This is a genomic window from Natronospira proteinivora, assembly GCF_024170465.1.
GTDB classification, from domain to species: Bacteria; Pseudomonadota; Gammaproteobacteria; order Natronospirales; family Natronospiraceae; genus Natronospira; species Natronospira proteinivora.
The window spans coordinates 795652-811730 of record NZ_JALJYF010000002.1; the positions used below are offsets into that span (position 1 = coordinate 795652).

A 16079-nucleotide genomic window follows, 5' to 3' on the forward strand; every position below is an offset into this window, starting at 1 on the left:
GATATCAGCCATCCAGGGACTTGAGCCCCTGAATAAAATGGCCAGCCACTTCCTGGGCATCGCCGAAAACCATCTGGGTGTTGTCGGCAAAGAACAGGGGATTCTCCACGCCGGAGAAACCGGTACCCCGTCCCCGCTTGACCACCATCACATTGTCAGCATGATCCACATTGAGGATGGGCATGCCAAAGATGGGGCTGTCCTTCTTGCTGCGGGCATCCGGATTGACCACGTCATTGGCGCCAATCACCAAAGCCACATCGGCACCATCAAACTCGCTGTTGATCTCCTCCAGATCAAAGATGTGGTCATACGGCACCCCGGCCTCGGCCAGCAACACATTCATATGCCCGGGCATGCGTCCGGCCACCGGGTGGATGGCGAATTTCACTTCCACGCCGCGTTCCATCAGGCGCTCGCAGAATTCCCAGAGCTTATGCTGGGCCTGGGCCACCGCCAAACCGTAACCGGGGACAATGATCACCTTGTCGGCATAGGCCATGGTGATGGCCGCATCCGAGGCCTCGGTTTCCTTCATGGTGCCGCCTGGCCCCTCTTCACCGCTACCACCGGTATCACCGAAACCGGCGAACAAGACATTGGAAAGCGGTCGATTCATGGCCTTGGCCATCAACTGGGTCAGCAAGGTACCCGCCGCCCCCACCACGATGCCGGCAATGATCATGGCCGGGTTGTCCAGTACGAAGCCCTCAAAGGCCACTGCCAAACCGGTGAGTGCGTTGTAGAGGGAAATCACCACGGGCATGTCGGCCCCGCCGATGGGCATGGTGATGGTAATACCCGCCAACAAGGACAGTGTGAAAAACAGGGTAATCAGCTCAAAGGGATAACCGTCCACTGCCAACAGGGCAATGCCGCTGGCAATGGCCCCGAAAAACACCAGGGCATTGAAGACCTGCAAACCCGGGAAGCGCAAGGTCTTGGCAATCAACCCCTCCAGCTTGGCATAGGCCACCAGGCTGCCACTGAAAGCGATGGAGCCGATCAGGCCGCCCAGAACAGCCAGGCCCATGATGACCAGATCATAGTCATGACCGGCGTAAAGGGCGACGGCACCGATGGTGGCGGCCGCACCACCCCCCATACCGTTGTAGAGGGCCACCATCTGGGGCATGCCGGTCATGGCCACCTTGCGGGCGCTGATCCAGGCCAGGAGGCTGCCCAAGAAGAGCGCCGTGATGATGAGCAGATAATTGCCCATATCCGGCAGGAAGAAGGTTACCGCCACCGCCAGCAACATGCCCAGGCCTGCCTGCCGGATACCGCGTCGGGCGGTGACCGGTGAAGACATGCGCTTGATGCCTAGGATGAAAAGTAGAACAGCCAGGAAATAACTCGCCTGAATCAAGAGGTCGAGCGTGTCTCTGCTGATGATTTCACTCACGCCTTGCCCCCTTTACTGGATTTGAACATGTCGAGCATCCGTTCGGTGACCACATAGCCACCCACGGCATTGCCTGCCCCAAGTGCCACCCCGATAAAACCGATCACCTGGCCAAGGGTGGTCTCGGCATGCCCCAGAGCCACCATGGCCCCCACCACTACGATGCCGTGGACGAAGTTGGAACCCGACATCAGTGGGGTATGGAGAATCACCGGAACCCGGGAAATGATTTCAATACCCACGAAAGCCGTGAGCATGACGATGTACAGCGCCAGAAAGCCGGTCAGCTCAATCATGACTTATCCTCCGCCGGGAAGTGAATCTCGCCTGCATGGGTGACCACACTCTGGGCATAGACCTGATCATCCATATCCCAGCTAAGGGTGCCATCCTTGATACAGGGGGAGACGAAGTTCCAGAGGTTGCGGGCATACATTTCACTGGCATGTTCGGCCAGCATCCCGGGCACATCCTCGGGACCCACCACGGTAACCGCCCCCTCCCGGTGAACCTCGCCGGAACGGGTCAATTCGCAATTTCCGCCGGTTTCGGCGGCCAGATCCACCAAGACCGCCCCCGCCTTCATATCCTTAACCATGGCCTCGGTGATGATGCGCGGCGCCGCCCGTCCGGGGATGGCGGCGGTGGTAATCACAATGTCGGCCTGGGCCACATGCTTGGCAAGCACCGCAGCCTGCTGATCTTTTTCTTCCTGGGTCAGTTCACGGGCGTAGCCGCCTTCCGCTTCCGCCTTGACCCCGGTGTCCACGAACTTTGCCCCCAGGGATTCCACCTGTTCGGCCACCGCACTACGCACATCAAAGGCTTCCACTCGGGCACCCAGACGACGGGCCGTGGCAATCGCCTGCAGGCCGGCCACCCCCGCACCCACCACCAGAGCCTTGGCCGGTCGAATGGTACCGGCGGCGGTGGTGAGCATGGGGAAGAAGCGGGGCAAATGCTCGGCGGCAATCAATACGCTCTTATAGCCGGCCACCGCGGCCTGGGAGGAAAGGGCATCCATGGACTGGGCACGGGAGATTCGGGGAATACGCTCCACGGCATAGGCACTCAGCTGTTTTTCGGCCAAGGCCCGAATGAAGTCATCCCGTTCCCAGGGGGCAAGAAAACCCACCAGGCCGGCACCAGATTTCATCTCTTGGAGACGCTTGTCCTCCGGACGGCGCACACAGAAGACCAGGTCCGCCTCTGCCCAGAGCCGATCCACATCCGACTCAACCTCCACCCCATCAAGCTGGGAAAAGGCCTCGTCATCAAAGCCCGCCGATTGCCCGGCACCCGACTGGATACGCAGGGTTACGCCGGCCTTGACGAGCTTGCCGGCAAGACTGGGCACCATGGCCACCCGGCGTTCCCCTTTGCGGGTTTCCCTTGGTACCGCGATGATGGTACTCATCGATCTGCTTCCTCCCATTGTCATGTTTTTTCTGGGTCAGTGTCCGAGTGTAGCAGCACAGTCATGGAACCATGGTGCCACGAGCGTGTCACATTCGCCCCCACGTGAAGATTTCGTGATCTGGGCTTGGAAAATTTGCCAAGCAGGGCGGATTGCATGTAAAAGAAGGGGAGAAGCAACTGCGGTAGCGGCCACAGTCACCGCCGATGCCGCCTCAACAGGCTTCGAGGAGGCCGGCAACGCCGGAATAACCCCATGAATGATCTGGCTCAGCAGGTTCTGCGAACGGATATCGGGGGCATGCCGCTGGAATGGATCGGCTATCAGGAAGCCGCCCGACTGTACCATCTGGATCAGGTGGTCTATGAATGCGGATCGGCCCTCTACGATCTGCACGGCGGCATCTGCGCCTTAACCGGACGTCAATCCATACTCACCGTCCATTCCATTATCGCCACCCCCGGTGACCGCAAGCATCTCAGGAAACAGGGTTATCGCTACGTCCCGCCCCTGAACAACCACACCTTGTTCCGGCGTGACGCCAGACTCTGTCTTTACTGCGGGGGACGTTTTCAGACCGGCGAACTGTCCCGGGATCACGTCACCCCGGTGGCCCAGGGGGGGCGTGATCACTGGAATAATGTGGTCACCGCCTGCAAGCGCTGTAACAACCACAAGGCGGACCGCACACCAGAGCAGTCCGGGATGCAGCTGTTGGCAGTTCCCTTCACCCCCACCCACGCCGAGTATGTCTATCTCAAGGGCCGGCGGGTACTGGCGGACCAAATGGAATTTCTACTGGCCCATTTTCCGCGGACATCACCCTTGCATGAGCGCCTGAGCGGGTTGCTGGCGCAGGCCTGAGCCGACAGTACGGTCAAGTAAAGCTGCCTTTCAAAGGACGTCCCGAACATTCCGGGGTCATTCATTCACCCTCGCTTGCCTCCCCGCACGGAAGGATCGGTCTGGGATAGGCGAACTGGAGAAAGATCCAAGCCTATGTCGAGCATTGATGAGGCATTGCTCAGCACTATTCTTATAGAAGCTGGGCGCAAACCCCGGGTTGAGGCAACAGAGGCAATCAGTGGCGGCAACATTAACCAGGCTTGGCGCATTCAGTTGCCGGACGGCGAGCAGCTTTTCCTAAAACTTAATCATGCACGCCATGCGGCCATGTTCGAGGGTGAGGCCGAGGGGCTGATGGCCCTGGGCGAAACCGGTGCCGTCCGCGTGCCCTGGCCCCTGGGTCAAGGGCTTAGCGGAGATCGGGCCTGGCTCTTATGTGAGCATCTTCCCCTCCAGTCGGCCGGCGAGAATGCGGATGCCCGGCTTGGGGAATGCCTGGCCCAACTCCACAGTCATACCGCCGACGCCTACGGTTGGCATCGGGACAATCACATCGGACTGACCCTCCAGCGCAACCGCTGGACCACGGACTGGATCACTTTCTTTCGGGATCAAAGGCTGGGCCCGCAGCTGGATCAACTGTCCCGGAAGGAAGGCCTCAATGCCATGGTGGAAAAGGGGCGGGCCCTGATGGAATCACTGCCTGGGCTCCTGCCAGATTGTCATCCAGCACCCAGCCTGTTGCATGGCGATCTCTGGTTCGGCAACCGAGCCTGCTCGCCAGACGGAGAAGCGGTACTCTTCGACCCAGCCAGCCATTTTGGCGATTCAGATTGTGACCTGGCCATGACCGAACTGTTTGGCGGCTTCAGTTCACGCTTTTACCAAGCCTATCGCCACCACCATCCCCGGAAGGAAGATTACCCCCTGCGTCGCGATCTCTACCAGCTTTATCACACCTTGAACCACGCCAATCTCTTCGGCGGGATTTATGCGGCTCAGGCCACGCGATTGATAGAAGGACTGTTATCCGAAGCCGCAAAAGTTCGTTAAGCCATAAAAAACCCCCTGCACGGACCAGCCGCACAGGGGGTTTTCAGACAAAAGCCGTACTGTCTTATTCGGTCAGACCACGACGCTCCAGCAGCGCCTCAATATCGGGCTCCCGGTCGGCAAACTCCATATAGAGCTCCATGGCATCCATGGTACCACCGGAGGAGAGAATGGTGTCACGGAAATGCTGACCATTCTCCCGGCTCAGACCACCGTTCTCCTCGAACCAGAGCACACTGTCCGCATCCAGCACTTCACTCCAGATGTAGGAATAGTAGCCTGCGGAATAGCCACCCATGATGTGGGAGAAATACGGTGTGCGGTAGCGAGGCGGCACCGGATCGTAGTCCATTTCGTGTTCCGCCAATACACGGGCCTCGAAATCCATTGCCTCGTTTCCGGCCGGCACTTCCTCCGGGCCCAGCTGGTGCCAAGCCTGGTCTATGGTGGAAGCGGCCAGGTATTCGGTGGTACGGAAACCCTGGTTGAACTGCTGAGCATCCAACACCTTCTCCAGCAGCTCATCGGGAATCTGCTCGCCGGTTTCATGATGGCGAGCGTAGTTGGCCAGAACCTCAGGATAGGATGCCCACATTTCATAAACCTGGGAGGGGTATTCCACAAAGTCCCGCGGCACACTGGTACCGGAGAAGCGCGGATAACGTACGTCCGAGAACAGGCCATGAATGGCGTGGCCGAATTCGTGGAACAGGGTGGTGGTTTCATCCCAGGTCAACAAGGTGGGATCACCGTCTGATGGTTCGCTGATATTCAGATGAATCCCCACCACCGGCTGCCCGCCCAGCAACTCGGACTGGATCACATAAGAGTTCATCCAGGCACCACCCCGTTTGGAGCTGCGGGAATACATATCGCTGAACATCAGCCCCAGAGGCGTTCCATCTTCCTCGAAGACTTCATAGACACGGACGGTGTCATGATAAACGGGCAGATCGGTACGCTCCTCAAAGGTAATCCCGAACAGCTTCTCCGCCGAATAGAAAACCCCGTTTTCCATTACGTTATCCAGCTCGAAGTAGGGACGCACTTCGGAGTCCTGGAAGGCATAACGGTCCTGACGAACTTTTTCGGCATAGTAGGCCCAGTCCCAGGAAGCCAGCTCGAAGGGCTCTTCCTCGGTCTCGTTAATCAGGGCCTGAATATCGTCGCCTTCCTGGCGGGCATTTCGCACGGCGATGGGGTTGAGGTCGTCATGCAGCTCATTGACCACATCCACACTGCCGGCGGTCTGCTCTTCCAGGCTGTATTCTGCGTGGTTCTCGTAACCCAGCATGCGGGCACGTTCGGCACGAAGGTTCATGACTTCGGAAACGATTTCCAGCGTGTCATGATCATTGCCCCGACTGCCTCGGTTCAGGGACGCTTCATGGACCCGCTGTCGCACTTCCCGATTACTCAGTGAGGACAGGGGCGGCTGGCCGGATGTGTTGAGCAGGGTAATGACATAGCCATCCACCTCACGCTCCTCGGCTTCCCGCCGCGCACGTTCAATCTCACTGTCTGAAAAACCGTCCAGTTCTTCTTCACTTTCCACCACAACGGCAGAATCATTCACCTCGGCCAGAACCTTCTGGCTAAATTCGGTGCCAAGCTCGGCCAGACGGCTGTTGATCTCCCGCAATCGATCCTGCTCGCTGTCATCAAGCCGGGCGCCGGCACGGACAAAATCCGTGTGATAGCGCTCCAGCAAACGCAGGGATTCGGGATCCAGGTCCAGGTCTTCTCGCTGCTGGTAGAGGGTTTCAACCCGCTCGAACAGTTCAGGATTGAGATTAATGGCGTCTTGATGGGCAGACAGCTTGGGGGACATTTCCCGCTGGGTATCCTGCAGGGTGTCATCGGTCACGGTGCCGGACAATGCTGAGAAAACCCGGCTCACCCGACTGAGCAGCTGGCCTGCACGCTCCAGCTCGACAATGGTGTTTTCAAAGGTGGGCGGTTCGGGATTGCCGGCAATGGCTTCAATCTCCGCCATATGCTCTTCCATGCCCTTTTCCAAGGCCGGGGCGAAATGCTCGCTCTCGATTTTGTCGAAGGGAGGCATGCCATAGGGCAATTCGCTTTCCATCAGCAGGGGGTTGCTGTCGGCGGTGGTGGTTTCCGCAGCCGGGGCTTCGCCATTGGCATCGGTATCCAATTCCTGGCTTTCACCACAGGCAATCAGTAATAACGGTAGGGCGCTCAGACCCATCAAATATCGCAGTTTCACGTTTTATCTCCTAAGACATACGTTGATACAAGCATCTCGCTTTAAGGAAAGAGGGATTCGAAATCACCGGCATCCAATGCCTGTTCCAGTTCATCCATGCGATCCCGGGCCCGTTCCAGCTCCCCGGGGGTCATCAAGAGTGACAGGGCATCCTCGGCGCCCTGGAAACCGGGTGGACACCCTTCCTGCAAACAGAGGGCCTTGACCCAGTCGGCATCCGCGGAACAATCCTGTCCATACTCGCAGGCCAGCATCAGCCAAGCCATCTCATCTTCCTGGGGTGAGCCTCCCAGAGCACTCAACTGGCTGGCGCTGGCCAGGGTGTCCGGATTTCGCTTCCGCAAGGTATCCACCACCTGGGCCGGATCAAAATCACTGTCCCGCCCAACGCGCCAGTGCTGGTACTGGCGGATGCCTTGTTGCATCACGGCTGGACCATAGCCCTGCTTGGCGGCTTCTTCAAGCCAGCCGTCTGCATCACCATAGTGATCAGGCTCGTCGTCAAAAAAGCCTCGGCAACGGCCCACCTGTTCCATCATCAGATCATTGATCTCCGGATTCAGCTCACCGGGGGTGGCCATGGCCATCTGCTGCTCATCCGGGAACTCTCCATCAAACTGGGAAACAGCCAAGCGGCACTGGGAGAGAACCCGCGACAGATAATACTGTGCCGCCGCGTCCCCTTCCTGTGCGGCGTCGATCATGTCCTCGGTCAGGGCATGGTAGTCATCACTGGCGTGGAACAAGCGTCCAATGGAATCATAGCCACCGCTGGGACGCTCGGCTTCCGGCTGCGGATCAACCACCGCCTCGCCTGCGTCAGCCGTTGCCTCCGGGGCTCGACGCTCGCGGACTTCGCCCGAATCTGCCGGCACAGAAGACGCCTGGCGCTCCGAATCGGCGCTGTCATCAGCAAATTCGGTAGCTTGCTGATCGGGCGTCCCGCCCGGACGCAAAATCATCAGGAAAATCAGGGTGGCCGCTGCCAGGGCCAACAGGATCCAGTTCACACGCATCGTCATCCCCCTCTACCGGAAATCCAGGCAAAGCCTCCGGACCCCCGGTCCGAAGACGATTAGCCAGAATACCGCGCCCCAAGGGCAGAAACCATCCCCGCCCCTCAAGGAGCAGAGGCGGGAGAAGCCTGGGGACGGCCTGTCAGCCAGGCTTTGAGGCGTTCGGAGAAGCCGCTGACAATGTAATAGAGGCAGGGCACCACGAACAGGGTCAGCAGCATGGCCATCAGCAGCCCCCCCACCACCGCCAGGGCCAGGGGCCGCATGATCTCGGCCCCTTCACCCAGACCGATGGCCAGGGGTGTCATGCCGAGCACCGTGGTGCTGGTGGTCATCAGGATGGGTCGCAGGCGGATGGCACCGGCCTCGACAATGGCCTCCCGGATGGACAAGCCCTGTTCCCGTCGGCCCAGCTCGATGTATTCCACCAGCAGAATGGCATTATTCACCACCACCCCGATCAGCAGAATCACCCCGATCATGACCGGGGCGGACAGGGGATTGTCCGTCAGCCAGAGAATCCCCACCACCCCGATCAGGGCCAGCGGGGCGGCACTGAGAATCACCAGGGGATTGGCCAGGCGCTCGTATTGCACGGTGAGGACCACGAAGACCAAAAAGGCCGCCAGCAGGATGACCGTCAGCAGCTCCCGATTGGTGTCCTGAATGGTTTCCCATTGCCCGCCCACCAGCAGGCTGATGTGGTCCGGGAAATCCATCTCCGCCATGCGGGCTTCCACATCGGCCATGACGCTACCGATATCCCGGATTTCGGTATTGATATCCCCGTTGACCCGCTTGAGACGGTTCTGGTTTTCCCGTTCGATATGGGCCGGCCCCTCGGTGAGCTCGAAGTCGGCCACATCCCGCAACAGAACCGGTTCGCCGTTGGGCCGGTAAAGCATCATGCCACCCAGGGCCTCGGGATCGGTGCGGTCGGATTGGGGCAGACGCACGCGCACATCATATTCGGTCTGCCCGGTCACAAATCGAGTTGGTACAGCCCCTTCAATGGCATTGCGCAGGGCATTGCCCACATCGGAGACATTCAGGCCCAGGTCGGCCGCCCGCTCCCGGTCCACCCGGACCCGCAACAGCGGGCTTTGGTCTTCCCGGCCCACCTCAACCCCTTCCAGGCCTTCAATGCCATCCAGCCGGGCCACCAGCTCCTGGGCCAGGCGGTTGAGCTCGTCCAGGTCTTCACCGACGATGCCGATGGACATATCCGTGCCGGCCACGGAGAAACGCAAGCCGGGAATGGAGGGCGGGCGAGCATGAATCCGGGCGCCGGGAATATCCAGGGCATCCAGGCGATCCTGGGCCTCCGACACCCATTGACCGGCGGTCATGTCCCGCTCAATGGCCGGCACCAACTGAATACTCAAACGTGAGGTGCCGGGCCGCTCGGAAATCACCCCGCCGCTCAAATGGCCGCCCACACGGGTGAAGACCGATTCCACATGGGGCATGCCGTCGATGACTTCCTCGATCTGGCGGGTGGCGGCATCATTTTCATGGGGCGGCGTCCCCGGTGGCAGGTTCATGGAGACACTCACATTGCCGTCATCCACCTGGGGCAGGAAGGTATTGCCCAGCTGGCCGGAGAGGTAGCTGGCCCCCACCAGACCCGCCACGGCCAGGGTCAGCACCCCCCAGCGGAAGGTCAGCACCTTGGGCAGCAGCCAGCGATAGCCGCCCCGCAGGCGATCGATCACGGCATTGAAGCCGGTGATCAGACGGGTCCGGGACAGGCCGGACTCGAAACGCACCTTGGCCAGCAGGGCCGCCAGCATGGGAATCAGGGTCAGGGCGGCGGCCAGGGTGGCCAGGATGGCAAAGGAAATGGTCAGGATCAGTTCCCGGAAGACCATGGCGGCCATGCCGGTAATCAGCAGGAAGGGCACCACCGCGGCCAGATTGGTCAGGGTCCCGGCGGTAATGGCGGAGACCACTTCCCGGGAGCCGTCGTGGGCGGCATCATCCGGCGACTTACCCAGTTCGTCCCGGTGACGATAGATGTTTTCCAGCATCACGATGCCGTTGTCCAGCAGCAGGCCAACGCCCAGGGCCAGGCCGCCGAGACTCATGATGTTCAGGGTCAGGCCACTGGCCCCCATCATGGCAAAGGTGGCCATCAGGGCCACGGGGATAGACAGGCCGATGACAAAGCTCTTGCGCAGGCTTCCCAGGAAAAGCAGGACCATGGTCATGGCCAGAACCCCGCCCAGAATGGCCGCCGTCCCCACGGAGCTGATGGCCCCGCGGATGAAATAAGTGGGGTCCCGGGTGGATTCGTACTGGATGTCCTCGGGCAGAAAGCCGGTTCGTTCCAGGCGGTCCATGGTGTCGGTGATTTCGTCCACCACTTCCACGGTATTGGCCTCGGGGATCTTGAACACCGAAATCTGGGCCGCTTCCACCCCATTGAGGCGGACAAACAGACGCTGATCGCCGTAACCGTCCCGGACCTCGGCCACTTCGGACAGACGGATCCGTTGATCATTGTCCGGCAGCTGGATCAGGACATTGGCGATGTCATCGGCGGACTGGAAAAGACCGTCGGTCTTGGCCATGACATCAAAGGTCTCAGAGGTCACCCAGCCGGCGGCGATATCCACATTCTCCCCTTCCAGGGTCATCACCAGGTGCTCCATGGTCAGACCATAGGAGCGCAGCCGCTCCTGGTCGACAATGACCTCCATTTCCCGGACCTGCCCCCCGGCCGCCTCCACACCGGAGACCCCATGAATGGACAAGAGCTGGGGTGCCAGCTGATTCTCCACCCAGTCGCGGACTTCGGTCTCGGAACGAACCGTGGAACTAAAACCCGCCTCCCAGATGGCATCCTGGGCGGGATCAAATCGGTACAGCCGGGGCGGGTCGATGTCTTCCGGCAGCTGTGTGCGTGCCAGTTCCAGCAGGCGAGAGGCATCCTGCAGGGCCAAATCCAGGTTGGTGCCGTGCTCGAACTCCAGGTTGACGTTGGTCCGTCCTTCCGAAGCCCGACTGTGTATCCGGGTGACCCCCTCGGTGGCGGCCAGATTTCGCTCCACCACCCGTGTGACCTGCTGCTCCATGACCTCCGGGGCCACACCGGGATAGTTCACCGTGACCCGGATCAGGGGGTTTTCAATCTCGGGCAGCAGATCAATGGGCAGACGATCCAGGAAGAAGGAGCCCAGCACGAAGACCACCGAGGCAATAGCCAATGTCCCCACCGGCCGCCGAATGGCGGTATTGGCCAGGCTTCGGCGCCCACCGCTTTTTCGCTCAATACTCGGTCCGCTCATGCGCGATTATCCCCGCCATCCCACGATTCTCACGGCCTGGCCATCCTGCATGTCGATGGGATTGGTGGCCAACACGATATCGCCCTCATCCAGTCCCTCGGCAATCTCTGTCCAATTGCCCCGGGTCACGCCGGTCTGGACCGGGCGATGATGCAGACGATCTTCATTGACCACATAGACATAGCGTTCGCCGTCCTCCTCCCCCACGGCGGAGGCCGGCACGGCCAACACATCCGGTCGATGATCCACAGCCATGCGCACCCGCCCCAGGAACCCAGGACGCACGCCCTGGGTTTCGGCGTCTTCCGGCAGGGCCACCTCGACGGTCACCAGGCGGCTGCTGGCATCGGCGGTCGGGAAAATGCGCCGAATCTCCCCCTCCAAGGGCAGAGCAGGCATGGCATCCAGGGTCACCGGCACGGTCTGGCCCACCTCCAGATGCACCACATCCAGCTCCGACACCCCCAGGCGGAGCACCAGATCGGACATATCCACCAACTCGAACAGCACATCCTGGGCACTCACCGCCTCACCGATTTCCACCTGGCGATCGGTCACCACCGCATCACGGGGAGTGATGACAGTGCCAAAGTCACGGCGTGTTTCCCATAAAAGCACTTCGCTGCGGGCAGCCCGGCGAGCCGCCCGAGCGCGCTGATATTCCACTTCGGTAACATTGCCCTGATCCAGCAGGCTGACGGTACGCTCATATTCCAGATCCGCCTCGTCGCGGTCGGCCTTGGCTCGCTCCAGCTCCGCTTCTTCCTCGGCCACATCCAGCTGAGCCAGAATCTGCCCGGCTTCGATCCGGTCTCCCTCCTCGGCCAGAACCTGTTCAACGCGGGCGCTGATTCGGCTGGCAAGACGAATGCGGGTACGTGGCTCAACCCGTGCGGAAAGAGAGACGTTGCGGGAGAGGTCCCTGGGCGTGACCTCGACGGCCGCAATGGGGGTCTGGCGTTCCGCCGAGTCATTGTCATTGCCCTCATCGGCATCTCCATTGTCCGAACAGGCCGACAGGCTCAGCAGGAGCAGGGCGAGAATAGCCAGCTGCGGGAAGGGAATACTCGGTGGGCTGAAAGGCATAATGATCATTTTTATGGAAAACATGGCTGCTGAGACTCAACCGCGCGCTCAGGGTTCCGATCAAACCCGGCGCCAGCATTGGGGAAATCGGGCCGTCAGTATGGCAGGCGCATCGGGCGAAGCAAATTTCCCATTGCGGCCCAGACTGCTATGCTTGCCCGCTTTGGCAACCCGATTCCTACGATCAAAAGGTGTCCCATGAGCAACGAACAGGTTACGGGGACGAATAATGGCGGGCTGATGAACCGTATTCTCGACAAAGTCGAGCGGGTGGGCAACAAGCTCCCCGATCCCGCCATGCTCTTCGCCTCACTGCTGATTATTGTCTGGATCCTGTCCTGGGTCTTTTCCTTGTTCGAGTTCCGCACGCACATCCCCGGCACCGAAGACGCCGTGCAGGTGACCAATCTGCTGTCGGGCTCGGAGTTCGCCCACTTTTTGGCCAATATGGTCACCACCTTCACCGGCTTCGCGCCCCTGGGCGTGGTGCTGGTGGCCATGCTGGGCGTGGGCGTGGCGGAGCGAAGCGGCTACATCAATACCTCCATCAAGCTGCTGCTCAATACCACGCCCAAGCTGCTGCTGACCCCCATGCTGATCCTGGTGGCCATCGTCAGTCATACCGCGGTGGATGCCGGGTATGTGGTGGTGATTCCCCTGGGCGGCGTGATCTTCTATGCCGCCGGGCGCCATCCCCTGGCCGGGATTGCCGCAGCCTTTGCCGGGGTCTCCGGGGGCTTTTCGGCCAACTTCGTGCCTTCGGCCATCGATCCCCTGCTCATGGGCTTCACCGAGTCGGCGGCCCAGATCATCGATCCGGAACTGCAGCTCAACCCCCTCAATAACTGGGCCTTCACCTCGGCCTCCTGCCTGGTGATCGTGGCCGTGGGCTGGTGGCTCACCGATCGGGTCATCGAGCCCCGCCTGAAGGGCACCGAGATCGACGGGGATCCGGATGAGATGCCGGTGATCGAGGAGATCAACCGCCGCGATCGCGTCGCTTTCTGGATCGCCACCAGTGTCATGGGCCTGGGGGCCGTGCTGCTGACCCTGTCGGTGATTCCGGGCGACTCACCCATGCGTAGCCCGGACGGGGACATCGCCGCCTTCGATGCGCCGCTGATGCAGTCCATCGTGCCCCTGATCTTTCTGTTCTTCCTGATTCCCGGGGTGGTTTACGGCTATATCGCCGGCACCTTCAAGAACAGTGCCCAGGTCATCCAGGCCATGAGCAAGACCATGGAAGGCATGGCCTACTATGTGGTCATGGCCTTCTTCTGCGCCCTGTTCATTGAGGAGTTCGGTCGCTCCGGCCTGGGTGTGCTGCTGGCCGTGGAAGGCGGCAACTTCCTGCAGGGCCTGTCGCTACCCGGCCCCGTCACCCTGGCAGGGATTGTGGTCTTGGTGGCCTTTCTCAACATCTTCATGGGTTCGGCCTCGGCCAAGTGGGCCCTGCTGGCGCCCATCTTCGTGCCCATGCTGATGCAGATCGGCTTCTCGCCGGATCTGACCCAGGCCGCCTATCGTGTGGGTGATTCGGTCTCCAACATCATCACCCCGCTGTTGCCCTACTTCCCGCTGGTGGTGGTCTACTGTCAGCGCTATGTGAAGGGCACCGGCATCGGCACCCTGGTGTCGCTGATGCTGCCCTACTCGGTGGTCTTCATGGTGGTCTGGACGGCCTTCCTGATTGGCTACTGGCTGGTGGGCATGGCCACGGGTCTGCCCTTGGGCATCCAGTCCAACTACATCTACCCGGCGCCCTAAGACGCCCTAGGGCAAGCGCAAGAAAAACCGGCCACCTTAATGGTGGCCGGTTTTTTTATAGTCATCGTGGAATAGCGGAAAGCATGGTGATGCCCATCACCACCCTGAGCTCTACATCAGCAATTCGATCGAAGCCCAAGCCAACTCACCTCCTCCACTGCTTTCAGCCTGAAGGATCGAGTGCATGGGGGGATTTTCCGGGGCTGTGCGCGACACGGATGTCGCGCCCAGAGCGTCTCAGGGATGGATTCACAGCGTCCCCGGAAAATCCCCCCATGTAATCGAGCCGTGAAGCTCTGAAAGAGATCCACTCTCTCCGGCTGACCCAGCTTGAATCTTCTCGTAGGGGTTTTACAGAACCGTGCTGTGGCATTGAGCCATAGAGACCCTGCGCCGTGTTCTAACTGGGCTTGCTCAGGCTAATGTCTATTAGCTCCTTCCGAGTCCATTCAAGCTACAGACAGCTGAGAGTGTGGGTTTCTGTTTAAACTTTACGGCTCGAGTACAGGGTGGAACTGTCCAGGGACGCGTGGACCCATCCCTGGGGCTCTGTGCGCGACATCCCTGTCGCGCACAGCCCTGGCCAGCCCCACCCTGCACTCAATCCTCCTGAATTAAAGCAGTGGAGGAGGTGAGCTGGCTTGGGCTTCGTTCGCATTACTGAAATAGACAGCTCCGGATCGTGATGTACCTCACCATGCTCCCCGGAATCCCACGAATAAGCTTTTCCTGTGTCGACTCTCGTTCAAGGCATGCATGCCTTAGCCGGGATGGGTAGCGTTGGGCCAGAGGTGGAGGTATTTGAGGGCGGTGCCGGTGTTGAACAGCACCACTCTCTCGCCGCTCCCGATCCAGCCTTCCTCGGCCAGCTGAACCTGGGCGGCCAGACAGGCGGCCCCCTCCGGACAGGGGAAGAGGCCGCTGCGGGCGGCCATGATGCGGGCATATTCGATCATCTGGGCATCCGAGACCGTGACTGCCCGGCCCTGGCTCTTGCGCAGGGCATCCAGCACCAAGCGATCACCAAAGCTCTTGGGCACACGCATGCCGTCGGCCACCGTGGACCCATCCTGCCAGGGCTCGGCCTTGGCCTCGCCGGCCTCAAAGGCGCGAACCAGGGGTGCGCAAGTCTCCGCCTGCACCATGACCAGGCGTGGCCGCTCGGAACCGATCAGCCCCAGGGCCTCCAGCTCATCAAAGGCTTTCCAGAGCGCGACGATGCCCGTGCCACCCCCGGTGGGATAGATAATCACCTCCGGCAGGCGCCAGCCCATCTGCTCGGCAATCTCAAAGCCCATGGTCTTCTTGCCTTCCACCCGGCCGGGTTCGCGGAAGGTGGCCAGATTGAAACTGCCATCCCGCTCGGCCATGGCCTGGGCCCGCTTGCCGCATTCATCAATCAGGCCATCCACCAGCTCCACCCGGGCGGCATAGGCCCGGGCCTCGACCTGGAAGGACTCGGGCACGTCCTTGGGCATGAACACGGTCAGGGGCAAGCCGCTGGCTGCGGCATAGGCGGCGGCCGCACAGGCGGCATTGCCGGCACTGGGGGCGACCAGGGAGGTGGCGCCCAGTGCCTTGGCGCGACCGATGGCCACCGCCATGCCCCGCGCCTTGAAGCTGGCGGTGGGGTTGGCCGCTTCATCCTTGATCCAGGTGGGCCCGATGCCCAACCACTCACCAATGGAACTGGGCAGCAGCGGCGTGCCGCCGGCGCCCAGTTCGAAGCGCCCTTCCGGGAGCACCGGTAAAAGCCCGGCCCAACGCCATAGTCCCCGGCCGGGCTCGGGAATCCGGTCGCCCCGAGCCTGGTCCAGGTCATAGCGGGCCAACAAGGGTCCCCCGCATTCGGGGCAAGTCCCGATCAGCCGATCAATGGAGGCCGTCGCGCCACAGTGGCCGCATTCCAGCTGTTTGAGAAAGGAATCGCTCATGGGGTAACCGTCGCCAGTGAATCGAGGCTGGGCAT

Annotated in this window: 11 protein-coding genes; 3 read left to right on the forward strand and 8 right to left on the reverse strand. The window is 60.8% G+C overall.

What is annotated here, in order from left to right:
* Window positions 1-4 precede the first annotated feature (4 nt).
* From J2T60_RS10710 to J2T60_RS10720, 3 genes are read right to left on the reverse strand one after another with little or no spacing between them, the layout of a single operon-like run.
* Window positions 5-1396 carry an NAD(P)(+) transhydrogenase (Re/Si-specific) subunit beta gene (locus J2T60_RS10710; protein ID WP_253450816.1) on the reverse strand — a complete coding sequence of 464 codons (1392 nt, stop codon included), beginning with the start codon at window positions 1394-1396 and terminating at the stop codon, window positions 5-7.
* Between the two features lie 5 nt (window positions 1397-1401).
* Window positions 1402-1701, reverse strand: a complete 300-nt coding sequence (locus tag J2T60_RS10715) for an NAD(P) transhydrogenase subunit alpha part 2 (protein ID WP_301288411.1) — start codon at window positions 1699-1701, stop codon at window positions 1402-1404.
* Window positions 1698-2822: a Re/Si-specific NAD(P)(+) transhydrogenase subunit alpha gene (locus J2T60_RS10720; RefSeq protein WP_253449780.1), complete on the reverse strand. Its 1125-nt coding sequence runs from the start codon at window positions 2820-2822 to the stop codon at window positions 1698-1700. The genes J2T60_RS10715 and J2T60_RS10720 overlap by 4 nt, the downstream gene beginning before the upstream one ends.
* A gap of 255 nt (window positions 2823-3077) precedes the next feature.
* Here J2T60_RS10720 and J2T60_RS10725 point away from each other — a divergent pair, with 255 nt between their 5' ends.
* Both J2T60_RS10725 and J2T60_RS10730 read left to right on the forward strand, forming a co-directional pair.
* The gene (locus J2T60_RS10725; protein ID WP_253449783.1) at window positions 3078-3686 is read left to right on the forward strand and encodes an HNH endonuclease; all 609 of its coding nucleotides are present in this window, start codon (window positions 3078-3080) and stop codon (window positions 3684-3686) included.
* Between the two features lie 135 nt (window positions 3687-3821).
* The gene (locus J2T60_RS10730) at window positions 3822-4721 is read left to right on the forward strand and encodes a fructosamine kinase family protein (RefSeq protein WP_253449786.1); all 900 of its coding nucleotides are present in this window, start codon (window positions 3822-3824) and stop codon (window positions 4719-4721) included.
* Window positions 4722-4785: 64 nt separating this feature from the next.
* On the opposite strand, the gene J2T60_RS10735 is transcribed toward J2T60_RS10730, so the two are convergent.
* The 4 genes from J2T60_RS10735 to J2T60_RS10750 form a co-directional block, all read right to left on the reverse strand.
* Window positions 4786-6933, reverse strand: a complete 2148-nt coding sequence (locus J2T60_RS10735; protein ID WP_301288464.1) for a M3 family metallopeptidase — start codon at window positions 6931-6933, stop codon at window positions 4786-4788.
* A gap of 59 nt (window positions 6934-6992) precedes the next feature.
* Entirely contained in the window at window positions 6993-7967 is a 975-nt protein-coding gene (locus J2T60_RS10740; protein ID WP_253449793.1) for a hypothetical protein, read from the reverse strand.
* A 104-nt stretch (window positions 7968-8071) separates the two neighbouring features.
* On the reverse strand, window positions 8072-11257 hold the full coding sequence (locus J2T60_RS10745; RefSeq protein ID WP_253449796.1) for an efflux RND transporter permease subunit: 3186 nt from the start codon (window positions 11255-11257) through the stop codon (window positions 8072-8074).
* 6 nt (window positions 11258-11263) lie between these two features.
* Window positions 11264-12343: an efflux RND transporter periplasmic adaptor subunit gene (locus tag J2T60_RS10750; RefSeq protein ID WP_253450822.1), complete on the reverse strand. Its 1080-nt coding sequence runs from the start codon at window positions 12341-12343 to the stop codon at window positions 11264-11266.
* 198 nt (window positions 12344-12541) lie between these two features.
* On the opposite strand from J2T60_RS10750, the gene J2T60_RS10755 reads away from it, so the two are divergent.
* On the forward strand, window positions 12542-14110 hold the full coding sequence (locus J2T60_RS10755) for an AbgT family transporter (protein WP_253449799.1): 1569 nt from the start codon (window positions 12542-12544) through the stop codon (window positions 14108-14110).
* Window positions 14111-14871: 761 nt separating this feature from the next.
* Here J2T60_RS10755 and J2T60_RS10760 read toward each other — a convergent pair.
* Window positions 14872-16044: a threonine synthase gene (locus J2T60_RS10760; RefSeq protein ID WP_253449802.1), complete on the reverse strand. Its 1173-nt coding sequence runs from the start codon at window positions 16042-16044 to the stop codon at window positions 14872-14874.
* Between the last annotated feature and the right edge of the window lie 35 nt (window positions 16045-16079).